The organism is Sandaracinaceae bacterium, assembly GCA_020633055.1.
Lineage (GTDB): Bacteria > Myxococcota_A > Polyangia > Polyangiales > Houyiibacteriaceae > JADJJE01.
In genome coordinates, this window is sequence record JACKEJ010000004.1 from 81144 (window position 1) to 104410 (window position 23267).

17 protein-coding genes are annotated in these 23267 nt (G+C 69.9%); 13 read left to right on the forward strand and 4 right to left on the reverse strand.

Going from position 1 to position 23267, the window contains the following annotated elements; translation table 11 throughout:
- Positions 1 to 8 precede the first annotated feature (8 nt).
- The 9 genes from H6726_00330 to H6726_00370 all read left to right on the forward strand — a co-directional run bounded on the left by H6726_00330 (position 9) and on the right by H6726_00370 (position 15436).
- A complete protein-coding gene (locus H6726_00330) occupies positions 9 to 491 on the forward strand; it encodes a hypothetical protein (protein ID MCB9656064.1) in 483 nt (160 codons plus the stop codon).
- Between the two features lie 12 nt (positions 492 to 503).
- Positions 504 to 6581, forward strand: a complete 6078-nt coding sequence (locus H6726_00335; GenBank protein ID MCB9656065.1) for a VCBS repeat-containing protein — start codon at positions 504 to 506, stop codon at positions 6579 to 6581.
- 98 nt (positions 6582 to 6679) lie between these two features.
- A complete protein-coding gene (locus H6726_00340; protein MCB9656066.1) occupies positions 6680 to 6922 on the forward strand; it encodes a TIGR02647 family protein in 243 nt (80 codons plus the stop codon).
- 400 nt (positions 6923 to 7322) lie between these two features.
- A complete protein-coding gene (locus tag H6726_00345) occupies positions 7323 to 9290 on the forward strand; it encodes a hypothetical protein (protein MCB9656067.1) in 1968 nt (655 codons plus the stop codon).
- A gap of 76 nt (positions 9291 to 9366) precedes the next feature.
- Positions 9367 to 9705 (forward strand): hypothetical protein, encoded by a 339-nt coding sequence (locus H6726_00350; protein ID MCB9656068.1) that lies wholly within the window; start codon positions 9367 to 9369, stop codon positions 9703 to 9705.
- A 111-nt stretch (positions 9706 to 9816) separates the two neighbouring features.
- Positions 9817 to 11181 (forward strand): TolC family protein, encoded by a 1365-nt coding sequence (locus H6726_00355; GenBank protein ID MCB9656069.1) that lies wholly within the window; start codon positions 9817 to 9819, stop codon positions 11179 to 11181.
- Positions 11178 to 12335, forward strand: a complete 1158-nt coding sequence (locus H6726_00360) for an efflux RND transporter periplasmic adaptor subunit (protein ID MCB9656070.1) — start codon at positions 11178 to 11180, stop codon at positions 12333 to 12335. Before H6726_00355 ends, H6726_00360 begins: the two co-directional genes overlap by 4 nt.
- Positions 12336 to 12348: 13 nt before the next feature.
- Positions 12349 to 14154, forward strand: a complete 1806-nt coding sequence (locus H6726_00365) for an efflux RND transporter permease subunit (GenBank protein MCB9656071.1) — start codon at positions 12349 to 12351, stop codon at positions 14152 to 14154.
- Between the two features lie 757 nt (positions 14155 to 14911).
- Positions 14912 to 15436 carry an efflux RND transporter permease subunit gene (locus tag H6726_00370; GenBank protein ID MCB9656072.1) on the forward strand — a complete coding sequence of 175 codons (525 nt, stop codon included), beginning with the start codon at positions 14912 to 14914 and terminating at the stop codon, positions 15434 to 15436.
- Between the two features lie 95 nt (positions 15437 to 15531).
- Here the strand turns inward: H6726_00370 and H6726_00375 are convergent, their stop codons facing one another.
- Together H6726_00375 and H6726_00380 are read right to left on the reverse strand one after the other, a co-directional pair.
- The gene (locus H6726_00375; protein MCB9656073.1) at positions 15532 to 15849 is read right to left on the reverse strand and encodes a type II toxin-antitoxin system RelE/ParE family toxin; all 318 of its coding nucleotides are present in this window, start codon (positions 15847 to 15849) and stop codon (positions 15532 to 15534) included.
- Positions 15846 to 16127 carry a prevent-host-death protein gene (locus H6726_00380; GenBank protein ID MCB9656074.1) on the reverse strand — a complete coding sequence of 94 codons (282 nt, stop codon included), beginning with the start codon at positions 16125 to 16127 and terminating at the stop codon, positions 15846 to 15848. Before H6726_00380 ends, H6726_00375 begins: the two co-directional genes overlap by 4 nt.
- A 604-nt stretch (positions 16128 to 16731) precedes the next feature.
- On the opposite strand from H6726_00380, the gene H6726_00385 reads away from it, so the two are divergent.
- Both H6726_00385 and H6726_00390 read left to right on the forward strand, forming a co-directional pair.
- Complete coding sequence (locus H6726_00385; GenBank protein MCB9656075.1) at positions 16732 to 17814, forward strand: VCBS repeat-containing protein; 1083 nt, start codon at positions 16732 to 16734, stop codon at positions 17812 to 17814.
- Between the two features lie 187 nt (positions 17815 to 18001).
- Complete coding sequence (locus tag H6726_00390; GenBank protein ID MCB9656076.1) at positions 18002 to 18178, forward strand: hypothetical protein; 177 nt, start codon at positions 18002 to 18004, stop codon at positions 18176 to 18178.
- A 92-nt stretch (positions 18179 to 18270) separates the two neighbouring features.
- Here the strand turns inward: H6726_00390 and H6726_00395 are convergent, their stop codons facing one another.
- Both H6726_00395 and H6726_00400 read right to left on the reverse strand, forming a co-directional pair.
- Entirely contained in the window at positions 18271 to 20166 is a 1896-nt protein-coding gene (locus H6726_00395; protein MCB9656077.1) for a putative metal-binding motif-containing protein, read from the reverse strand.
- 133 nt (positions 20167 to 20299) lie between these two features.
- Positions 20300 to 21487: a hypothetical protein gene (locus tag H6726_00400; protein MCB9656078.1), complete on the reverse strand. Its 1188-nt coding sequence runs from the start codon at positions 21485 to 21487 to the stop codon at positions 20300 to 20302.
- 164 nt (positions 21488 to 21651) lie between these two features.
- Between H6726_00400 and H6726_00405 the strand changes: the two genes are divergently transcribed.
- Positions 21652 to 22098: a hypothetical protein gene (locus H6726_00405; protein ID MCB9656079.1), complete on the forward strand. Its 447-nt coding sequence runs from the start codon at positions 21652 to 21654 to the stop codon at positions 22096 to 22098.
- Between the two features lie 128 nt (positions 22099 to 22226).
- On the forward strand, positions 22227 to 23063 hold the full coding sequence (locus H6726_00410) for a 2,3,4,5-tetrahydropyridine-2,6-dicarboxylate N-succinyltransferase (GenBank protein MCB9656080.1): 837 nt from the start codon (positions 22227 to 22229) through the stop codon (positions 23061 to 23063).
- Positions 23064 to 23267: the final 204 nt, after the last annotated feature.

A 23267-nucleotide genomic window follows, 5' to 3' on the forward strand; every position in this document is an offset into this window, starting at 1 on the left:
TGTACGTCATGCTCTTCAAGTCTTCCTCCATGTTCAGTGGGGTCCTGTTGGCCCTGCTCCTGGCCCCCGGGTGCGGGGGCGGCAACGACCGTCCCCCCACGTGCGCTGGCGACCCTGGGACCCTGGGCTGCGCCTGCGTCGACGGAACCACCTGCGACGACGGCCTGGTGTGCAGCGAGAGCCTGTGCGCGTCACCCGACCTGCGTGAGCTGAGCGTCGGCTCGCCCGAGGTGCGTGGCTGCGAGGTCCTCGTGACCGAGAGCGACGGCGTCGTGGCGAACGTCACCTTCGCGAGCAGCCTCGAGGGCACGTTCATTCGCCAGGCGCCGCGCGCCGCGATCAGCTTCGTCACCCAAGCGGACTCGGCCGTCCCGGGAGGCGCCATCCAGGTCGCCGTCACGGGCGCGAGCTCTGGTGTCGTGCTCACCACCGCCAACTGCGTGGACGCCGCGGGCGCCCCCGTCACCAACGCCAACGTTTCCCTGCGCTGAATGGAGATGACCATGAAGACCTTCTTCTCGACATGGCGACCGGCCCTCGGCGCGGCGCTGCTCCTCCAGCTGGCGCACGGCGCCCTCCCCCACGCGGCCACGGCGCAGACTGGCGTGTCCGACGAGCGCGTCTCTCTCCCTGACGGCCCCGGGAGCATCGGCGGCGTCGGTGAGAACGCCGACGTGGACCCCAACATGGGGTCCATGTCCTACAGCGTTCCGATCGAGGTCCCCGAGGGCGAGACCACGGCGATGACGCCGTCGCTGTCGCTCCAGTACAGCTCGAACTCCGGCATGGGGCTGCTCGGCATCGGCTGGACGCTGCTGACTCCGAGCATCGAGCGCACCACGTCCCGTGGCCTACCCACGTACACGACGTCGGACATCTTCGCCGCGGACGGTGGGTCCCAGCTGGTCTACGTCGGTGACGAGGGGGGCGCGCGCGTCTACCGGGCCCGCTACGAGGGCGCGTTCGTGCGCTACAAGTGGTTCAACGCGGGCAACGCGGGGTATTGGGTGGCCGAGCTCCCCGACGGGCGCGTCGCCACCTACGGCGCCACGGCCGCGGGGGTGATCGTGCCGACCGCGCGCATCCAGAACGGCAGCGGCGACACCTTCCGCTACGAGCTGGTGGAGATGGTCGACCCGTCGGGTCGCCGGATGGTGCAGACGTGGACCAAGGACGCCTCGGGCATGCCGCTCTTGGACGAGGTGCGCTACGCGTTCGGCACGGGCGCCACGCCGCGCTTCTCGGTGCGGCTCGGATACGAGGCGCGTCCCGACACGGTCAGTGACGCGGTGTCCGGCGAGGAGGTGCTCATGAACCGCCGTGTGAGCGAGGTGCGCGTGCTCTCCAACACGACCACCATCCGTCGCTACGTGCTCACGTACGAGAACGTGACCACGAGCGGCGGCGCGTCACGGCTCGCGGGCGTCACACAGTTCGGTCGCGACGGGGGGCAGCACGGGATCGCGTTCAGCTTCGAGTACTCCCGGACGTTGGGCGGGACGTGCGCCTCGGGCTGCGAGCAGCCCTTCATGGTGGACATGGGCAGCATCGGCGTCGACCTGGCCACCGGCAACGCGACGCTGATCGACATCAACGGCGACTCGCTACCCGACGTGCTCACGACGGACCCCGGCGACGGTTCGCACCGCTTCTTCATCGCACGCCTGGACGTGAACGGTCGCCCCACGTTCAGCGCAGGCTCGGTGACGAGCAACGGGCTGGGCGGCAACAGCACCATGATCCTGAGCGCGCCCGGCGTGCAGGTCCTCGACGTGAACGGCGACGGCTTCGCCGACCTGGTCAACGCGGCCAACGAGTCGCTGCTGTGCAACGACGGCTCGGGAGACTGGAACGGGACCGCCTGCTCCGGCACGGACGACGGCTTCCCGGCGCTGACCGCGGACGCCGACCCCGAGGTGGAGCCCAACCCGCTCAACGTGCGCTTCTTCGACTACGACAACGACAAGCGCATCGACATGATCCGCACGGTCGACGGGTCCACCGTGCAGGTGCACCGCAACACGGGCAACGGCTTCAACACCATCCTCCTGTCGAGCGGGCTGGACGGAGTGTTCGACCCGGTGTCCGGTCAGGGCCTGGAGCTCGCGGACATGAACGGGGACGGACTGCAGGACGTGGTGCAGCTCCTGCCGAGCACGCAGCAGCTGCGCTACCGCATCCACCTGGGCTTCGGCGTGTTCGCCGACTGGATCACGGTGAACCTCGACGCGACGCAGGCCCAGCTCACCGGCGCCGACCTCGAGGACATCGACGGCGACGGCCTGACGGACATCGTCAGCGTCCAGGGCAGCACCCTGCAGTACTGGTTGAATCGCAACGGCGGCGCGTTCGACGCGCGAGCCACCGTGACCTCGGCGGACGTGGACGGGACGATCCCGGACGTGACCAACCAGACGGTGCTCTTCGCGGACATGAACGGCAACGGGACGCACGACATCGTGTGGGTCAACAGCTCCGGTCTGGTGCGCTTCCTGGAGCTCTTCCCGGTGCGCCCGAACCTGCTCAGCCGCATCGAGAACGGCATCGGCTCCGTGCAGGTGATCGCGTACGGCACCAGCGCGGCCGAGCGCGCTCGTGACGAGGCGACGGCGCCGTGGCTCTACACGCAGCCGAACGCGATGAACGTGGTCACGCGCACGGACACGTGGGTCACGCTGACCGGCGACGAGAACGGCGTGGGCCTGCACCAGGTGCGCACGCTGGAGTACCGCGACGGCTACTACGACGGTGACGAGAAGGACTTCCGCGGGTTCGAGACGGTCCGCAGGCGCCTGCTGGCCGACGCGGCGACCGACTCGCAGGAGCCCGCGCTCGAGGTGCTGCGCTACGACGTGGGCCAGACCGACGACTACATGCAGGGCAAGCTGCTGGTGACGCAGGTCTTCGGTGGGCCGGACACGGACGTCCCCCTGCGCGAGGTCCGCAACACGTACACCACCTGCGCGGTCGACGAGGTGGGCACGCCCGACCCCGAGTTCCCCGTGCGCTTCGTGTGCCCGGAGACGGTCACCACCATCCTGCAAGAGGGCGCCGCTTCGACCGCGTGGGTGACCACGCAGACGAGCTACGAGCACGACGGCTACGGTAACGTCTCCCTCGAGACCCAGGCCGGCGTGGTGCACCGGGGCCCGCCCGAGGCGCCGACGGCGTGCGCCGCCTGCGGCGCGAACGTGTACGGCGCGTGTGGCGCCCAGTGCATCGGTGACGAGCTGATGACCGAGACCACGTACGCGGTGCACGGCGCGGACACGAGCGGCGCGTGGATCGTGAGCGCACCCGTGCGCGTGGAGAGCTACGGCTCGGCCACGGGCCCGCGCTCGGAGCAGGTGACCTACTACGACGGCGCCGACTTCATGGGGCTCCCCGAGGGGCAGCTCACGAGCGGGCTGGTGAGCCGCGTCACGGACCGCGTGTCCGCGACCGAGGTCGTCGCCACGCAGCGCAACCGCTACGACGCGAACGGAAACGTGATCGAGGCGCTCGACCCGTTATCGGCGGGCGGCGGCGCGGGGCCGCACCGCCGGACGTACACGATGGACGCCCTGGGCATCCGGGTCGCGCGGGTGGACATCCACCTCGAGGACAACGCGGGGACCGCCTACACGCTGACGCAGTCCGTGCTGTACGAGGCGGACTTCCTGGAGCCCTCGGACTCCACCTCCTACCAGGTGATGCGCGGGAGCACCGAGCTGACCCCACGCAACTCGTCGCAGTACCGGTACGACGAGTTCGGTCGCGTGAACCAGATCATCCGCCCGGGCGACAGCGCGGCCACGCCGACGGAGACCTTCACGTACGAGCTGGCCGATCCCGTCACGCGCATCGCAGTGCGCTCGCGCCGGACGGTGGGCGGTGCGCTCGACACCGAGAACTACGTCTGCCTCGACGGCCTCGGGCGCACGGTCCAGACGCGCACGCGGGTGGCCGCCGGTCGCTACCTGGTGGACGGCTTCGTGGCGCACAACGCGCAGGGCACGGTGGTCCGCGAGTACCAGCCCTACGAGTCCACGAGCGCAAACTGCGAAGAGACCCCTCCGAGCGGGGTCGCCTTCACGGCCTACCGCTTCGACGCTATCGCGCGCGAGGTGGCTAGCACGGAGCCCGACACGGGGCTCTACGGTAGCGCGTCGTCCTACACCACGGTGTACGGGCCGCTCACCACGACGCTGCGCGACCCGCTCGACAACGACGCGACGCACCCCCACGCCAACACACCCGTCGTCCAGACGACCGACGGCCTGGGGCGCATCGTCAGCATCGAGCGCGTCCTCGCGGCGGGCACGGCGGGCCCGCGCTACGGGCTGCGCTACGACTCGCTCGGGCGTGTGGTCTCGGTCTTCGACCCCGAGGGCAACGAACAGCAGCAGACCTTCGACCTCCTCAACCGTCCGGTGACGTCCACCAACCCCAACTCGGGCACGAGCACCTTCACCTACGACGCGGGCAGCAACGTCGTGCGTCTCGAGGACGGGCGCGGCAGGGTGACGGAGCGCACCTACGACGGCCTGAACCGCGTCCTCGCCGAGTGGGATTCGGCCGACCGAAGCGGCACGGAGACGACGCGCGCATACGACTACCTGGCCGACTGCAGCAGCTGCACCAACGGCGCGGGCAACATCGTCCGCTCGACGTTCCCCATCCCTGGAGACACCAGCGGGGGTGCGGAGGAGAACGGCTACGACGCCCGCGGTCGTCGTGTCCACCTCGGGCGCACGCTGGAGGGCGTGAGCTTCGTCACGAGCTTCCAGTTCGATGGTGCAGGGTCGCTCGTCGGCGCCCAGTTCCCCGATGGGCAGACCCTCGCCTTCACGCTCGACGACGCTGGCCGCCCGACGGGCATCGACGGGTTGGTGACGAGCGCCAGCTACGACGCGCGCGGCACGCTCAGCACCGTCCAGTTCGAGAACGGCGTCTCGTCGACGTTCGAGTACGACGCCCTCGAGCGCCTCTCGCGCATCCAACACGGCGCGTCGGGCGCCCGCTTCTTCGACGTGACGCTCACCCGCGACCGCGACAACAACGTCACGGCGCTCGCGGACGGCGCGACCGAGAGCGCCATCTCCCGCGACGAGACCTACGCCTACGACGCGTGGCGCCGCGTGGTCGAGGCGCAGCTGGGCGGGATGGACGCTGGGGCGGAGACGCTCACCTTCGCGTACGACGACCTCGACAACCTCACCTCGCGTACCTCGAGCCTCGGCAGCAGCAGCCTGGCGCACGTGGGTGCGCTGGCCTACGCCAGCAGTCGTCCGAACGCGGTGACTCAAGTGGGCGGCATGACGCTGAGCTACGACGCGGCGGGGCAGGTGTCCCAGCGTGGCGGCGCGGCGATGATCTGGAGCCACGTCGGGCGACTGCTCTCGTCCGACGTGGCCACCGACACACGCGAAGCGACCGAGTTCGTGTACAGCGCGCTGGGCGACCGCGTGATGAAGTTCGAGGAGGGGGGCGTGGTGTACTACCCCGCGCCCGACTTCGAGGTGCGCGACGGTGTCTCGCAGCTGTACGCGCGGCTCGACAGCAAGCGCGTGGCGCGCCTGCGCGGGACCACGCTCGGCACGGAGGTGCTGGCCGACGCGAACGGCGACAGTCGCATCGACATCGCGGACGCGACGCTCAGCGCCGGGGGCGAGGGCGCGAGCAACCGCATGCGACTCTTGCGGGCCAGCGCACGCCGCCTGTTGGCGGGCGCTGTGGACGACGTCACCTACCTGCACACGGACGCCGTGGGCAGCATCGTGGCGGCGACCGACAGCAGCGGCGACTTGGTGGCGGAGCGGGCCTACTACCCGTTCGGCATGCTGCGCACGAGCACCGGCTACGTGGACGAGCACGGCTTCACGGGCCAGGAGGAGGACGCGACCACCGGGCTCTTGTACTTCCGCGAGCGCTATCTGGACCCGTTTGCGGGCCGTTGGACGGCGGTGGACCCGCTCTTCGGCGTGCTCGATGGGTCGAACGTCGCGCGCCTCGGTGAGAGCACCACGGGCTACGCCTACGTGGCCAACAACCCCGTCAACACGGTGGACCCCGATGGCCTCGCCGGTCGCTCGCTGGTCAAGCGCGCGAAGGCAGCACGCCGGAAGGCGCACAAGGCGAGGCGCAGGGCCGTCGCGCGTGGCGAGCAGCGCGGCGTGACCTTCGGCGAGGGGACGGTCAACAACGCGCGCACGGGCTCGACGCCGAACGTCACGCGGGTGGCACCGCCCAACCCGAAGCGCACGTACCTGAGGCGGGAGACCCGTGATCCCCGCATCCGAGACAACCCCAACCACATCCCTCCGCGGCCCATCTTCGACGGGCGCAACCCCCAGACGCAGCGCAGCGAGCGCTCGGGGGGCGGCGGGCTCGACAGGTTGATCTTCCCACATCGCCGCCGTGGCAGGGACGGCAAGGGCGGTGGTACGGGCATCTTGACGATCGTGACCGGGATCGTCTTCTTGGCCGTGACGGTTGGCGGCGGCATCGCAGGAGGGTTCGCCGTGGGCGCGAGCAGCGAAGAGGAAGAGGAAGGGGACTCGGGCGGCGGCGGTGGCCTGAGCGGCATCTTCGGGGGCTGACCGCAGTCCAGACGAGACGCATGGCGCGCCGGGTTCCTTCGTGGGGCTCGGCGCGCAAGCCTATGGACAGCGCGGCCCAACCCATTTATCGGTGAAGGATGTCCTTCACCAGCGAGCACATGCACGAGCTGAACCTGTTGGCGCAGTTCCAGGCGGGGGATCCCACCATCGGGATCAAGGTCCACTCCACGGCGTCCAGCGACTCCATCTCGGCGGCCGCGCGGCTGCACAAGAAGGGCCTCACCACGCAGGTGGACGGCGGCTACCTGACCCCGCTGGGCCAGGACGCCGCGCAGCAAGCGCAGACGCTGCTGCGGGTGCTGAGCTACGAAGACCACTGAGCGCGGCGGCTCGTCCCAGCGACGACGCGGGACTCGGCGCGTGGACAGACGGCGGACCCTCGGCGCCCTCGTGCCCCGGCGTCGCCGTGCGGCGCGGCGGAAACGTAGTCGCCGACGTGTCGCTTTCTGCGACGACGGCCGTCCACGACGATTGCGCCCGCACCGCCAACCGTGATAGCCAGGGGCAATGCAGGGAATACGGAACAGGGACTGGTTCTGACGCTGGCGAAGGCAGGCCGCAGCGTGACGCCGGGAATCCGCCCGGGAACGGCACCACCCCGTGCGCGACGGCCGGGTTGAAGTCCAGCGCGCTCACGGTTCGTGTCAGCCCCCTGAGGAGGACATGGCGATGAAGCCCAACGCGACAGGCAGGAGAGGACTTTGGGGGATCGTCGCGGCGTTGACGTTGGCCGCGGTGCCTGGCTGTCACTGCGGGAGCCGTCATGGTGGCGGCGATGGTGGGCCATCGGACGCGGCCGCGCTCGACCAGTCCGACCGACCCGACCAGCCCCGCGATGACGGCGGCGTCGACCCCGACCCCTGCACCCTCAGCGGCCGCAACTTCGTGGTCAGGCTCGACCAGGTGGACGACATCGACCTGCTGTTCATGATGGACGACTCGCCGTCGATGCGGCAGGAGCAGGCCGCGATCGTGCAGGAGATCCCGCGGTTGGTGGAGGTGCTCGCCAGCGGTGACCGGGACGGTGACGGGACCGAGGACTTCCGTCCTCTCGCCACCATCCAGCTGGGCGTGATCACGAGCAACATGGGGGTCGGAGGCGTTCGGTTGCCGGCCACCGCACGGTGCGCCTCCGCGCTGGGTGATGACGGGGTCCTGCTGACCAGGCCCCGCGGCACCGACAGCTCGTGCGCCGACAGCTACCCGCCGTTCTTGTCGTTCGCGAGCGAGACCGACGACCCCGCGGAGTTCGCCGCAGCGGCTGGATGCTTGGCGGTGACGGGCCAGGAGGGGTGCGCGTTCGAGCAGCAGCTCGAGGCTGTCCTCAAGGCTCTGACCCCCGCCGAGTCGACGGTGCGCTTCGAGCACGAACGAGGCGGCGTGCTCGTGCGCTCGACTCAGGGGCACGGTGGCTCGGGGCTGAACCACGGCTTCCTGCGTGACACCTCTCTCCTCGCAGTCGTGATGATCACGGACGAGGATGACTGCTCGAGCCGCGATCTGGATCTGTACGACCTGACCCCACCCTCCCAGGGCACGGCCCAATACCCCGTGCCGACCGACGCGAACGGGAACATCGCGCCCAACCTGCAGTGTTCCACGTATCGCAACGTGCAGTACGACGTCCTCAAGCGGCACGTCGCGGGGCTGCTGGCCCTGCGTCCCGACGCAGCCGACCTCCTCGTGTTCGCCGTCATCGCGGGTGTCGACCCCGACGCGCTGGCGGCGCACACGAGCATCGTCGATGCGGACGGGCACGTCGAGCGGAGCGTCGATTTCGCCGCGCTGTTGAGCGATCCGACCATGCAGGAGGTCGTCAACGTGGCGCAGAGGGATATTCTGCCGGGCTGCACCCGTCCAGACCCGGACGCGCCCGACGATCCGCTGCTGACCAACATCGCCAGTCCGCCCCGTCGCCTGGTCAGCGTCGCAGCCGGGCTCGACCAGCAGGGCGCGCACGGCGTCGTGGCCTCCATCTGCCAATCACGCGACCCGCTGGCTGGAGACCACACCGCAGATTTCACGCCAGCCTTCGACGACATCCTCCTGGCCGTCGCGAATGCGCTGCCGCCGGGGTGCATCGACGAGGAGCTGGCGCGGAGTCCGACCGGCGAGGTGAGCTGCGTGGTCCTCGAGACCCTGCCTCCGGGGCTCACGTGCGCCTCTCAGCAGGGTCGCGGGCGGGAGCCGACTCCGGTTCGAGTCGAGGGCAACGGGGCGGGCGCGCGCGAGACGTGCCGTGTCGCACAGGTCGCCCCCACTCCGGCGGATGTGGCCGAGGGTCGGGATCCCAGCGGCACGGGATGGTTCTACGACGACTACACGACCCAACGGGCAACGCGTTGCTCGCCCGGCCGACAAGCGGTCGTGTTCAGCGCCGGAGCGGGCCCCACGGTGGACGCAGAGGTCGTAATGGAGTGCTATGGCGCTGCTCCCGCCACCGACGGGCGAGCCGACGTGGGGACGGGCTGCGTGGTCGATCCCACGGCATGCGACCTGAGCGGTACGGACCTGGCCAGCTTGCGGGCGCAGTACCGTCGTCCCGACGCCACGCTCGTGTGCGCAGGGGAGGGCAACTGCCACCTGTCTTGCGCGACCGACGGCGACTGTCCAGGCCTGCAGGTGTGCACCGAGGAGGACGGGGGGAGCGTGTGTCGGGACGCCTCCTGCTCGCTGTCCGGCCCTTGAGGCTCGGACCATCGGGATGGCGGCGGCCTCCAAGGCTTGCAGGGAACCCCTACCGCGCGCTAGCGTGGTGACGCTCATGAGGCTGTTGCTGCGCTACCTCCTGCTGCTGCTCGTGACCGTGTCCCTGTCTCCGGGGCTCGGCGAGGCGCTGCACGACGGGGCACATCAGCTGCTCGAGGCAGGGCAGCCGGAGGGCGCCGAGGCCGCCCACGCGGACGAGGACTGCCCCGAGCACGGCTGCACACCCATGGCCCACCGCTGCAGCTGCTGCGCGTCCATGCACGCCATGCAGAGCGCCACCCAGCCGCAGCCCGCGTGGCACGCGCTCGCCCGTACGCTCGTCCACGGCGATGGCGCGAACACGCGCTACGCCGAGGGCATCGACTGCGAGCTGCAGCGGCCTCCTCGCGCCTGAGGGAGCGGCGCGCCGGGAGTAGTCCGTCCGCATCACGGGAGGACGCGCGCCGCCAACGTGGGCCCCGAGCCGGGGTCCATCCGTCTGGCCCTTCCTGCGTGAGGTACCCCCATGAAGACTGCTCTCGCGGTGCTCGGCACCGTCTCCTGCCTGTGCGTGGCGCATCCGGTCGCCGCGCAGCCCAGCGTCCCCGACGTTCCCCCAGACCGTGCGCGTGAGGCCGCGGCCGCCATCCACGCGCCCCTCGCGCGGCCCACCGTCTCGATAGGCGGGGTCCCCACCGCCCTCGACGCGCTCCTGCGGCGCGCCGACGAGCATGGCCCCGCAGTGCGCGTCGCCAGCGCCGAGGTGGAGCTCGCGCGCGCCGAGCAGGGCGCCGCCACGCCCCTGCTGCCCGACAACGCCACCCTGCAGCTCGGCCTGGGCCAGCGCCGCGCCACTTCGGGGGGCACCGCCGTCGACGCCGAGGTGCAGCTGCTGCAGCCCATCGAGATCGGGGGTCAGCGCCGCCTGCGTCGCGAGGTGGCCGCGGCCGCGCGGCTGTCCCGAGAGCGCTCCCTCGAGCGCGTGCGGTGGGAGCTGCACCAGCGCGTGCACGCCACCTACCGCCTGGCCATCGCGACGCGCGAGCGCGCCGCGCTGACGCAGCAGCTGGCGCAGGTGGCGGAGCAGCTGCTCGACATCGCGCGCAGGCGCGCCCGGGCGAACGACGTGGCGCCACTCGTGGTGCGCATCGCCGAGGCCGAGGCCGCGCAGGCGCGCCAGCGCGCGGTGGCGGCGCTCCAGGACTACCGCAGCGTATGCCTGCAGCTCGCCGAGCTCTCTGGGTGGGAGGGAGTCCAGCCGCCCGAGCCCGTGGGCGACCTGCCCTCCCCCCAGCACGCGCCATCGCTGCAGCAGCTGATGGACGTCGCCCTCGAGCACAACGTCGACCTGCGCCAGCTGCGCGCGGAGAACGACGAGGCTCTCTCTCGCGCGCGCCTGGCCGCCCGCGACGCCTACCCCGACCCGGCCATCGGCGTGCAGTACGGCTACGAGGGGGCCACCCAGGCCGGCGGCGCGCAGCACATCGTCATGGGCGTGCTGCAGCTCCCCATCCCGTCGTTCGCGCTGAACCAAGAGGGGCGCGCTCGGGCTGACGCGCAGCAGGGCGTCGCCGAAGCCCAGCGGGACGCGCGCGCGGCGGTGCTGGTGGCGCGCATCGAGCGGCTCCGCACGAGCGTGGACGCGGCGGCCGAGCGGGTGGAGGCCTTCGGCTCCGACGTGCTGCCGCGCTTCTCCGAGAACCTCAGCATGGTGCGCGAGGCGTTCGCGCTGGGGGAGTACGACATCCTGCGCGTTTCGGTGGCGCTGGAGCGCTTCCTGGCCGTGCAGCAGCAGGCCCTCGACGCGTACGTGGACTACTTCAACGCCGTGGCCGAGCTGGAGCTGCAGCTAGGACGCGAGATCTGGCCCGACGAGGAGGTGGCGTCGTGATCCGCTCACTCACGCTGCTGTCGCTGCTGCTGCTCCTCGGCTGTGATGGGTTCACGTCGCGCGGCGAGCCCGCCGAGTCGGAGCACGAGGGCGAAGACGAGCATGGGCACGCCGACGGCGAGTCCGACGAGCGCGTGGTCCACCTGAGCCCCGCGGCCATCACCACCAACGACATCGAGGTGGGGGCCGTGGAGGAGCGCGCCCTGAGCGGCGGCGCGGGGCTGCCCGCCGAGCTGAGCTTCGACCCGCTCAGCGTGGCGCACGTGTCGCCGCTCGCGAGCGGGCGCTTCATCAGCGTGGAGGTCGAGCTGGGGCAGCGGGTCACGCCGGGAATGTTGCTGGCCGTGGTGGCCTCCGAGACCGCGTCCGAGGCCAGCTCACGACTCACGGAGGCACGCGCGCAGCTCACCGCGGCGGAGACCGCGCTGGCGCGCCAGCGGCAGCTGGTGGGTGAGGGCATCGGCGCGCACTCGGCGCTCGTGGACGCGGAGGCTGTGGTGGCGGGCCTGCGCGCGCGCAGCACGGGTCTGTCGCGTCAGCTCGGCGTGCTGGGCTCGGGCCGCTCGGGGCAGCTGCGCTTGGTGGCCCCCATCGAGGGCGTCGTCATTCAGCTGCACGCGACGCCCGGCGAGACGTCCAGCACCGACGAGCCCGCCTTCACCATCGCCAACCCGGACGCCATCAGCGTCTACGTGCAGGTGCCGGAGCTGGCCATCGGCACGGTACGACTCGGGCAGCGCGCCCTGTTCCGTCCGCACGCTTTCCCGGACCTCGCGCTGCCAGGGGTGGTCAACTACATCGCGCCCACCATCGACCCCGACACACGCAGCCTCAGCATGCGCGTCGCGCTGGACGCGATGACGCCCAACCTGCTGAGCGGCATGTACGGCAGCCTCGAGATCGTGGGCGACCAGCGCCGCTCGCTCGCCGTGCCCTGCAACGCGGTGGTCACGCTGGGCGGCGCGACCCAGGCGTTCGTGCCCGGCGACGCGGAGGGCGAGTTCAGGCCCGTCGCCGTGCGCGTCGGACGGCGCGCGGGCGCGTACTGCGAGCTCCTCGAGGGGCTCGAGACCGGCGACCCCGTGGTCACCCGTGGGGCCTTCACGCTCAAGAGCGCGCTCTCCCAGGGCGAGCTCGCCGAGCACGAGCACTGAGCAAGAGGACCTCATGAAAGCCATCCTCGAGCTCTGCCTCAAGTGGCGTGTGCTGGTCTTCTCGTTCGTGGCCATGGTCGTGGCCCTCGGCGTGAGGAGCGCGCTCGTCCTGCCCATCGACGCCGTCCCGGACATCACCAACGTCCAGGTCCAGGTCCTGACCAACGCGCCCTCGCTCGGCCCGGTCGACATCGAGCGCACCGTGACCTTCCCCATCGAGTCCGCCATGAGCGGCCTGCCCGACGTCGAGGAGATCCGCAGCGTGTCGCGCTTCGGGCTCTCGGCCGTGACCATCGTGTTCGACGAGGGCACCGACCTCCTGCGCGCGCGGCAGCTGGTGGGCGAGCGCCTGTCGAGCGTCACCGAGGCGCTGCCCGCGGGCGTGCGGCCAGAGCTGGGCCCGCTGAGCTCGGGCCTCGGCGAGGTGCTCCAGTTCGAGGTGCGCAGCGAGCGGCACACGCCCATGGAGCTGCGCGCGCTGCTGGACTGGTTCATCGCGGTGGAGCTGCGCGGGGTGCCCGGCGTGGTGGAGGTGAACAGCTTCGGCGGGGAGCTGAAGACCTACGAGGTGGAGGTCATCCCCGACCGCCTGCGCGCGCTGAACGTGTCGCTGTCGCAGCTGTACCAGGCCCTCGAGGAGAACAACGGGACCGTCGGGGGCGGCTACCTCGTGCGCGCGGGCGAGCAGCTGGTGGTGCGGGGCGAGGGGCGCGCGCAGAGCCTCGACGACATCGCCGAGACGGTCATCGACACGCGCGACGAGACCGGTGTGCCCGTGCGCGTCCGCGACGTGGCGCGCGTGCACTTCGCGCCGATGCTGCGGCAGGGCGCCGTCACCCGCGACGCGCGCGGCGAGGTGGTGACGGGCGTGGTGATGATGCTGATCGGCGCGAACGGCCGGGAGGTGGTCGAGGCCGCCAAGGAGCGCCTGGCGCGCCTCGCTCCGGCGCTCCCCGAGGGCGTCAGCGTGGACATCTTCTACGACCGCTCGGAGCTGGTGGACCGCACCATCCGCACGGTCGCGACCAACCTCGCGGAGGGCGCGCTGATCGTCGTGGCCGTGCTGTTCCTCTTGCTGGGGAGCTTGCGCGGCGGGCTCATCGTGGCGGCCGCGATCCCCTTCGCCATGCTGGTGGCCTTCACCGCCATGGAGCTGGCCGGGCTGAGCGGCAACTTGATGAGCCTCGGGGCCATCGACTTCGGCATCGTGGTGGACGGCTCCATCATCGTGGTGGAGAACGCGGTGGTGCACCTGGCCGCCGCTGCGCGCGGCAAGGAGCGCCCGCTGACCTACGCCGAGGCGTCCGAGGTGGTGCTGGGCTCGACGCTCAGCGTGCGGCGCGCGGCCCTGTTCGGCGAGGCCATCATCGTGCTGGTGTACGTGCCGCTGCTCACGCTCGGTGGGGTCGAGGGCAAGATGTTCAAGCCCATGGCGCTGACGGTGCTGTTCGCGCTGGGCGGCGCCTTCATCGCGTCGCTGACTTTCGTGCCCGTGCTCGTGGCCACGTTCATGCGCACCCACACGGAGGAGCGGGAGCCCTTCTTGGTGCGACTGCTGCACCGCGTGTACCCCGCGCTTCTCGGGCGCGCGCTGCGTCACCCACGGATCATCGCCACGCTCTGTCTCGTCACGCTCGTCGGGACGGCGGTCGGCGCGAGCCAGATGGGCGCCGAGTTCATCCCGCGCCTGGACGAGGGAGCGCTGGCCGTCCAGGTGATGCGCCTGCCCAGCGTGTCGCTGGAGGAGAGCGTCGAGGGCAGCCGCCGCGTGGAGAGCGTGCTGCGCGAGTTCGACGAGGTGCGCTCGGTCAATCTCTGAAGACGGGCGCGCTGAGGTCGCGACCGACCTGATGGGCGTCGAGATCTCGGAGTCATCGTCACCCTGCACCCGCGCGCGAGCGCTGGACCTGACGCACCCGCGACGAGCTGGTCGCGGCGTGATGTCGGCGCAGCTCGAGAGCGCTTCCGCCCGGGATGGGCTTCGTTCTCGCAGCCGATCGAGCCGCGGCTGCCGAGCTTCATTAGCGCGGCAGCTGCCCGACGTGGGCCATATCACAGCTCTATGGCGGAGACCCCTGACGAGCTGGAGCGGCTGAGCGGTGCCGTGCAGGCCGCCGTGCGGACGCGTGCCCGGGGCCAGCGACGTACGCGGGTGAGCAGCTGGCCGACTGCCGATGGAGGTCACCGTCGACTGTGGCGGCCGCACGCTACGGCGGGTGGCGCGCGACGCGCTGACGCCATCGAGGCGATCGGTGGACGCGCCGTGGGCGAGGGGTGTACGAGGGCAGGTGCGTTTACTGGATGCAGGTGCCTGCCGGCGACGCTGCGGGACGACTCTGGAGCAGCTGCGGCTCGTTCGTCAGCGGCGCAGCGCGGCGCCTGGTCCCGCTCGGGCAGGGCGGCGAGCCTCGAGCTGGTCGACTCCCGGCGAGCATCAGCCGCGAGGCCGTGCAATGGCGACCATCGTCGAGGTGGCCAACGTGCGCGGCCGTGACCTGGCCAGCTCGTGCGCGAGGCGCAGGGCGCGCGGAGCGGAGTAATAGCGCACCCTGGCACTATCATCGCGTAAGGCTAGCATGAGAACCCGCTGCCGCCACTGGCGCCTGCTGGTCGCGGTGCTGTCGGCGCTGCTGATTCGTGTTGCTCTACGTCGCCTTCTCATGATGCGAAGACGGGCCGCGCTGATCTACCTCAACGCCCTTCTGCGGCGGTCGGCGGCGGTGCTGCTGGCGCTGCGTGAGGCCTGCCCTTTTCTCCATCAGGCGCGGCCGTGGGGCTTCATCGCCCTGTTCGGCATCGCGGTGCTGAACGGGGTGGTGCTGCCGGACCACCATCAAGAACTCATGCGTCACGGCGAGCGTAAGGAGGCGGCCCGTGCCGGGGCCGAGAGCCGCCTGCGCGCGGTGGTCATGACCGGGGCGGTGGCGGCGCTGGGCTTCCTCCCCATGGCGCTGTCGAACGGCGCAGGCGCGGAGGTGCAGCGCCCGCTCGCGACCGTGGTGATCGGGGGGCTCGTGAGCGCCACGTTCCTCACGCTGTTCGTGCTGCCCAGCCTGTACGCGTGGCTGTTCGCGGATGGGTCAAAGGAGGCTCCTTCCTGAGGTCACGCCGATGTGTTCGGGGCGACCAGCCTCGATGCTCACGTGCGGCTGCAGCACATCCGTTCACATAGCCATCGAGCGTGCACCCCGCTGCGTCAGTGGTAATCGTCTTCGAGCTGGTGGCGGACGGCGACGACCACCACCTCCGTCACCGACTCGATGTCGATCAGCGCGACGTAGCCCGTTCGCCCAAAGGGGATGATCAGCTCGCGCAGGAACGGACTCTGTCCGGCCTTGCGGCACGTGAACGGCGATGTTTTGAGGGTCACGAAGCCGGCGCGGATCGCAGCCACAGCCTGCTCCGCCAGCATCAGATCACCTCCATCCCGCTCCAGCTCGCGTTGCAGGACGAAATCGAAGAGGCGGTCGAGGTCGGCCTCCGCACCGCGGGTCAGTCGAACCCTGAAGGTCACTTGCGGGTCTTGGCGAGGCGAGCACGCGCGGTGTCGAGCTTGCCTTGTAGCGCAGCGACAACATCGTCGGCGTCGACGTAGTCACCGGTGCGCTTGGCCTCGTCGCGCGAGCGCAGGCCACGGGCAACGAACTCGGCTTGGAGGAGTCGCCGCTGGACGCTGGCGCGCACGGAAGCCTCGACGAACTCCGAGAGGGTCTCGCCCTCGGCCAGGACCGACTCCACTTCGGCCCGGAACTCGGGCTCGACGCGCACGGAAGGGATGGTGGCCGACTTCATGGGCACAATGTATCGCAATTGCACCACACAGCCCAGCATGGCCGTGCGCCATCGCAGCCACGCTCTACCACGCGTGCCGAAGCGGTGGCGTTGCCGAGTGCGGCCTTTACGCGAGCGAGGGTGAGGACGCGGACGTGACTGGTGGAGACAAGGCCGGCGTGACGCAACAGGTCCTGCTCCATTCGGTCTCGTACTTCGCCCATCGCTCGCCTCCATGACTTGGCCACGTCCCCGATGGACGGGCTCAATCCACAGCGTCGTTCCGATGAAGCAGCCATGCCCCTGAACGTCGCGATGTCCCTCACCCACGCGACATCAAGCCTGCCGCAGAGCCGCTTCGTTCGATGAATTGTCTGCGAAGTAAGCCGTAGGTCAGCCAGCCCAGCGCCACCCCGCGTCAGCCCCGCAGCCACCAAAGCGGTGCGGCCTAGAAGGACGACCAGGTCGCCGACATCTCTGCCAGCTGCCCGCGTTCAGCAGACTTGAGGGACACCCGCGGAGTCTGCCGGCACAGCTCCCTGTGTGGTACTCTCGTGGCATGCGTACGTGGCCGTCGATGGTGGTTCTCATCCTCATCGGCTGTGGTGAGAACTCCGCGGTCCCCGTGATTCCGTTCTCGGGTCCCGCACAAGCCGACCTACCTCCCGGCTACGTGATTGCGCTTGGCGATGTGGACGGGGACGGCGACCTCGACCTGCTGCTTCATGGTTGGGAATCGGGTCTGCCCGGGAACCTGCCCACCGGGGTGACCACGCTTCTCTCGTGGGATGCACAGGCTGGGCGATACGAGCCGTCTGCATTCCCTTCCGGGGAAGACGAAGGCATCGAGGCCGAGGCCGAGTGGGCGCAGTTCGGGGATGTGGACGGTGACGGCGATCTCGACCTGGTGACGGACGATCGGTTTCGGCCAGTGTGGATCAACGATGGCACGGGGGTCTTCAGCGCCGTCGTGGACAGCGCTCTGGCTGGCCCTGATGATGGCCCCTCTGTCGTGCGGGCACGGGCGATGTCGGACTTGGACGACGACGGTGATCTCGACGTGGTCTACGTGGGCAGCGGGCCCGGTCACGTGTGGTTGAACGACGGCGCCGGGCACTTCACCGACTCTGGTCAGGCACTGAGTGGCGACCGCGGTCAGTCGGTGGCGCTCGGGGATGTTGACGGTGACGGTGACACGGACATGCTCGTGTTCAATTTCGCGTCCAGGTCGGGACAAGGCGCCGAGCCAGATCGCGTGTGGCTCAACGACGGGACGGGCCACTTCGACGACTCGGGACAGCGGCTGAGTGGCAGTGTCCTCAGCACCCACGGCGCCCTCGGCGATGTCGACGGTGACGGAGACCTGGACGCTGTTGTCGGCGGCTTTGGCGGCGGTCTCGTCTGGCTCAACGACGGGGCGGGCACTTTTCGGGATAGCGGGCAGCGCCTAGACATCCTCGATGCGCGCGCGCTCAGCCTGGGTGACCTCGACGGAGACGGCGACATCGATGTGTTTATGACCGGTTTCGGCGAGGGGGTGCGGCTTTGGGCCAACGATAGCCGTGGCCGCTTCATCTCGGTGGATGGCATTCCTGACGCGTGGGAGCAGTTCGGTGTCGGGGCACAAGCGGATATTGACGGCGATGGCATCGCTGATCTGATCTTGGCGTTCTACCACCACACAGAGTTGTGGCTGGGGGGTGAGTAGTTGCTACTGGGGCTGAGGGGGCTGCGCACGGAACTGAATCGAAGCCGCCCACGCCAAGACCGCTGCGCTCGAGGTCGCGTTCTCGGCGGCCCTAGCAGGCCCTGCGCCCGAGGCCGCGCCAGCCTCACCCCTCCCGACGGGCAGTCCGTCGTCCATCGAGAGCGAGCGATAGCTCCGCCTGCGCATCATGGAGCTCGAGCGGGAGATCGCGACGCGCTTGGAACTTGAACGTGAGGAGGCGCTCGCCAAGGTGCGTGGGGAGCGCGACCTCGCCCTCCAGGCCGCGGGTCTCGCCCAGCTGCGGGCCGACAACCTCCGGCTCGAGGAGAAGCTCAGAGAGGAGCGCCGCAGGCGAGAGTCCTGACGGCGCGACGACGTGCCCGCGACGCGGGTGGCGCGCGGCGATCGCAGCGCCGTTGAGGAACGGATGCCCACGTCGATGGGCTCAGGCCGAGTTCAGCCTCCTGTGTGACAGGCGCCTGATGTGAAGCCTGAATACAAGAAGAAGCGCTGCTCGCATTCGTCGCATCGGCACGCGTCACACGCGGCCCCAGGGCTGGCACATGCAGCCGCGCAGGCGCCCGTCGAGCGCACGACGTCGCGTCGGCAGAGCACGAAGCTGGCGTAGCCAATCACACACGCTTCGGACACCGGGACCGCTGTGGCCGCATCCGCACAGGCGCCACCGCACATGCGCAGGCAGTCGAGGTCGCTCAACCCGCAGGTGTCGAAGCACCCATCCAAGCAGTCCTCGATGGGGGGGCCAGTAGGACTCTGCAAGGCCGATGCCTCGGCCGCAGTACAATCCGGGGTCCGCGCCGCGAGAGGTTCGGAGCCACTACACGCATCAAAGGCGGGCACGCAGTTGGTCTGCAAACAGGCGTCACACTCGAACGCGCCGTGGTCCGCGCAAGCGGCTGCGCAGGACAGCAACTCGCACGCCTGGAGTTCCGACACGCAGTCCTTGCACCACGACTCCGTGGGAGCGGCGCACATGGGGACGCAGGCTGCGTCCGAGCACGTGGTGTCTGCACAGTAGGGATAGCGAAAGTACGCGTGACCGCATGAAGGAGTTGTACAGCCCGGCGCCACTATCCCCGTGCAGCGGAGCAGGTCCGACCCACACAGGCATTCGCCGCTGGTGGGATCCGTGAGGCAGTCGTCATTGCCCAACAACCCGCCATAGAGAACCTCGGCACAGACCGCGCACTGCGTCGACACCGCCCCCGCATAGGCAGCTTGAACGCAGGCCTGCATGCACGTGTCGCTCTGGTCCGCACAGGCGGAGGCGCACCCATCCAAGGTCTCTGACAGAAACACCGAGTCAACGATGGTGCCGTCGGTCACTGGGTCGCAGTGGCCCGAGCATTCCTCGTCAATGCGGCTGTCGCAATCGTTGTCGCGCCCGTCGCACGCTTCGCGGATGAACGCCGGAGACACGAAGGGCGTGAAGTCATCGCAGTCGGTCTGCGGCACCCCCGCGGTGCACTCGGCACCCATCGCGGCGAAGCCGTCCCCGTCGCGGTCGTCCCCCGGCGGCAGCACTCCGTTGCAGTCATTGTCACGTCCGTCGCACAGCTCGGGGGCGCCTGGGTATACGGTGGGCACCTGGTCATCGCAGTCCCGCAGCGCCACGGGAAGGTCCATGCAGTCCGCGTAGCCGTCATCGTCATCGTCCTCACCGGGGAAGCTGAGCGACCCGGAGCAGTTGTTGTCCAGACCGTCGCAGATCTCCGGCGCGCCAGGCGCGACGTTGGGGTTCTGGTCGTCGCAGTCGGTGCCGCACAGGAGCGTCCCGCTCGACTGGAGGTTGCAGCAGCCCTCGAGGATGTCCCCATCGTTGTCCATGTCGGGCCCCAGGGTGGTAGGGTCGCAATCTTCATCGACCCCCTCGGCGTCGCAGACCTCGGCGGCGCCCGGAAAGCGTCGCGCGTCTCCGTCGTCGCAGTCGTCGCCACCACAAGCGATCGAGTCTGCCCCGTCGCTGTCGTTGTCCCGTGTTCCGGAGCAGGTACACATGCGCGTGTCCTCGTTGCAGATGTCGGCACCCGTGCAGGGCGCGCCGCCTGTGACGCAACCTCGGGCGTCCGCGCGCGCGTCGCTCGGGAGACAACGTTCGACCCCAGTGCAATAGCGCCCGTCGTCGCACACCCCGTCGGTCTCACACACAGCGACGCTCCCTGCGTCGTTGGACCCCGAGTTCCCGCCGCCGCAGCCGAGCGCGCCGGCGCACGCGCTGACCGCAAAGAAGAACACGAGGCACCTGTTGCGTCCCGTGACGGATTCACTCACCTGTCGTATGTGCATCGAAACCCCAGCCACGATGCTGCCACAGGCGGACGCGACAGGCATCAGCCACGTGCGAAGCGATTCGAGGTTCGCCGCATGCGCTTCCGCCGACCTGATGGAAGCGATCGCTACATGCGTCGAACGCCTCGCCGAGCACGGCGACAACGCGCTGGCGGAGGGTGCCTCCGGCGTCGAGTCAGCGCTCGTGTTGGTAGATCTCGAGCCACGCTGTGCGTGGGTTCGAGGTGTATTGGCTGATCACGACGAAGCGGCCGTCGTGCGACCACAGGGGCTCGTGGGGGGTCTTGCCTCGACGGTCGTGCCATGCATTCCCGTAGCGCACGACCTCACCGTCGGTGAGACGGCGGACGTAGGCGTGGCGGTACTCGCCCTCGAACGTGAGCGCGAACGCTCCGTCCGGTGAGAGGGCGAGGCCGATGCAGTAGTCGCGCAGCGGAATCAGCCGCGGCGGCGCGTCGCTCGTCGTGTCCCACACTTCGAGAGCTCGGTCGCCGCTCGCGACGAGCACGCGGCCGTCGGCGCTCAGCCGCGGGAAGTCACACACGGGTAGCTCGCGAAGGACCATGCCCGCGCCGTCCGTCAATGCGACGGTCTCGCCGGAGCCGAAGACGACGCGACGTGCTCCGTCGAGGCTCGCCGTCGTCCAGAGGTGGCCCTCGAGCTCGCGCTGGGGCTTCCACTCGCCGAGCGCGACGGCGCGGTCGAGGGGCTCGCCCGTGCGCGCGTCGATCGCACGCTCGCCTGCGGAGGAGACGAGGTACGTGGTCGCGGGCACGAAGCGCACGTCCGATGCGCGCTCGAGCTCGCGGAGCTCGCGGACCTTCTCCCAAGACGTAGTATCGAAGACCGTCACTGAGGGCCCGTCGCCGAGCACCGCGAGCAGCCTGCCGTCGAAGCACACGTCGAGAGCGAGAACCTCGGGCGTGTCGAGGTCGAGGCGGAGGTAGCGGCGAAGCTGCGGGATGCGCGCGTTCTCCTCCTCCGTGACCTCGTCCGGCCACGTGCTGTAGTCGGCGGTGTCGAACGCCATTCCGGGCGCGAGCCCGTCGAGCCACGCAGGATCGGTGACGGTGACCTCGTACTCGCGATCGTCGCCCGTCTCGCCCGGCACCTCGGTATAGCCCGCGATGAAGCGCCACGTGCTCGTGTCGATGAAGGCATCGTCGAGCTCCTTGCCCTCGAGCGCCGCATCGATCGCACTGCTCCCGCCGATCTCGAGCGCGAGCGAAGCGAACATGCGCACGAAGAAGCTGCGGTTCAGCGGGAGGTTCGCGTCCTCGTGGCAGCGCCTGACCCGAACGCGCAGTCGACGCGAGCTCGCGTCGACCCCCAAGACCTTCACGCTGACCGTAGACGTGCCCATGTCGGCGCATGGTCCCAGTAGGGGCGCATGATGTCACCCCGCCGAAACGGGTACGTTCCTCAGCTCGCCGTTCGACGTGTGGGTGGGATTGGGAACGTCAACGACGTGATTGTCCAGCTCCTCCGCCTCTTGCCAGGGCGCGCACCGCGGACGACGCTGTAGCCATGCACGCCGTCCGCCAACTGCTGCTTTCCCTCATGCTGTCCACCGTCGCGCTCACGGGCATCGTGCTGCTGGCGCCGTCCGTGGCCGACGCGTGCTCCTGCGCGTGGTACGACGTGCCGAGCGCGCGCCAGCAGGCCACGCACGTGTTCGAGGGGGTCCTGGTGCGCGTCCTGCCGGCGAGCGGCAACACCCCCGAGCGCGCCGAGTTCCACGTCGACCGCGTGTGGAAGGGCACGGTCACGCGGGTGTTCGCCGTGCAGGCCACGGTCGGGCTGACCATGTGCCCACCGCACCTCGAGGTGGGTCAGCGCTACATCCTGTACACCTCGGGGCCGGCCGACGCGCCCCAAGTGGCCCGGTGTTCGCGCTTCGCGGCCGGACCATCCCTCGTCACCGAACGGCGCGAGCTGGGCGCCCCCCTGCAGACCCTGACGCCGCGCCCGTGAACCTCATGCCGCGCTGAAGCGCCCCCGTGCGGCCCAGCTGCGCCTGCCCCTGAACGTGCACGGGCGGCGCACAAGGGGGGCCAGCACCGGCGTTCGCGTGCCTATCCCATCGCTGCTATAGGCGACCGATGAGCGATCAGACCTCCGTGCTGCAGCCCCTCGTCGAGGCTGCTTTCCAGGACCGTAAGCTGCTCGTGGACGCGGCGCACCGTGACGCCGTGCTGGCCACCGTGGAGCTCGTCGACAAGGGCAAGCTGCGCGTCGCCACGCCCCCCACCACCGAGGGCGGCGAGTGGACCGTGAACGCGTGGATCAAGCAGTCCATCCTGCTGTACTTCGGCGTGCGGGCCATGGAGACGATGGAGGTCGGCCCCTTCGAGTTCCACGACAAGATCCCGCTCAAGACCGACCTCGCGTCCCAGGGCGTGCGCGTCGTCCCGCCGGGCACTGTGCGCTACGGCGCCCACATGGAGCCCACCTCCATCCTCATGCCGGGGTACGTCAACATCGGCGCCTACGTGGGGGCCGGCACCATGGTGGACACCTGGGCCACCGTCGGCAGCTGCGCGCAGATCGGCAAGCACGTGCACCTCTCGGGCGGCGTCGGCATCGGCGGCGTGCTCGAGCCCCCCGGCGCCACCCCCGTCATCATCGAGGACGGCGCGTTCATCGGCTCGCGCGCCATCGTGGTCGAGGGCTGCCGCATCGGCGCCGAGGCCGTTCTGGGCGCCAACGTGGTCATCACCTCGAGCACCAAGATCATCGACGTGACCGGGCCCGAGCCCGTCGAGCACCACAAGTTCGTCCCGCCCCGCTCGGTGGTCATCCCCGGCACGCGCGTGAAGAAGTTCCCCGCCGGCGAGTTCGGCGTGCCCTGCGCGCTCATCATCGGTCAGCGCAAGGCCAGCACCGACACCAAGGTCTCGCTCAACGACGCGTTGCGCGACTTCGGCGTGAGCGTCTGACGAGGCGCAGGCGACTGAAGGTCTGAGACAGGAGCTGATCGGCGCTCGGCGGAGGCGGCACCCCCGACCGTGGACGCTGTCTCGAGGAGGGGCTAGCTCTCGGTGGTGATGGGGGGCACCAGGCTGAAGCCTGGTGCCCGAAGGCTGCAGTGTGACCTGCAAGTCCGCCCCACTGCGGGGGCGGACTACCTGATCGCGAGCGAT

Coding starts and splice junctions, on each gene's coding strand:
- H6726_00390 (MCB9656076.1), top strand. CDS start 18,002: ATGGAGCTCGAGCGGGAGATCGCGACGCGCTTGGAACTTGAACGTGAG.
- H6726_00370 (MCB9656072.1), top strand. CDS start 14,912: ATGAGAACCCGCTGCCGCCACTGGCGCCTGCTGGTCGCGGTGCTGTCG.
- H6726_00350 (MCB9656068.1), top strand. CDS start 9,367: ATGAGGCTGTTGCTGCGCTACCTCCTGCTGCTGCTCGTGACCGTGTCC.
- H6726_00400 (MCB9656078.1), bottom strand. CDS start 21,487: ATGGGCACGTCTACGGTCAGCGTGAAGGTCTTGGGGGTCGACGCGAGC.
- H6726_00340 (MCB9656066.1), top strand. CDS start 6,680: ATGTCCTTCACCAGCGAGCACATGCACGAGCTGAACCTGTTGGCGCAG.
- H6726_00365 (MCB9656071.1), top strand. CDS start 12,349: ATGAAAGCCATCCTCGAGCTCTGCCTCAAGTGGCGTGTGCTGGTCTTC.
- H6726_00330 (MCB9656064.1), top strand. CDS start 9: ATGCTCTTCAAGTCTTCCTCCATGTTCAGTGGGGTCCTGTTGGCCCTG.
- H6726_00380 (MCB9656074.1), bottom strand. CDS start 16,127: ATGAAGTCGGCCACCATCCCTTCCGTGCGCGTCGAGCCCGAGTTCCGG.
- H6726_00335 (MCB9656065.1), top strand. CDS start 504: ATGAAGACCTTCTTCTCGACATGGCGACCGGCCCTCGGCGCGGCGCTG.
- H6726_00395 (MCB9656077.1), bottom strand. CDS start 20,166: ATGCCTGTCGCGTCCGCCTGTGGCAGCATCGTGGCTGGGGTTTCGATG.
- H6726_00405 (MCB9656079.1), top strand. CDS start 21,652: ATGCACGCCGTCCGCCAACTGCTGCTTTCCCTCATGCTGTCCACCGTC.
- H6726_00355 (MCB9656069.1), top strand. CDS start 9,817: ATGAAGACTGCTCTCGCGGTGCTCGGCACCGTCTCCTGCCTGTGCGTG.
- H6726_00410 (MCB9656080.1), top strand. CDS start 22,227: ATGAGCGATCAGACCTCCGTGCTGCAGCCCCTCGTCGAGGCTGCTTTC.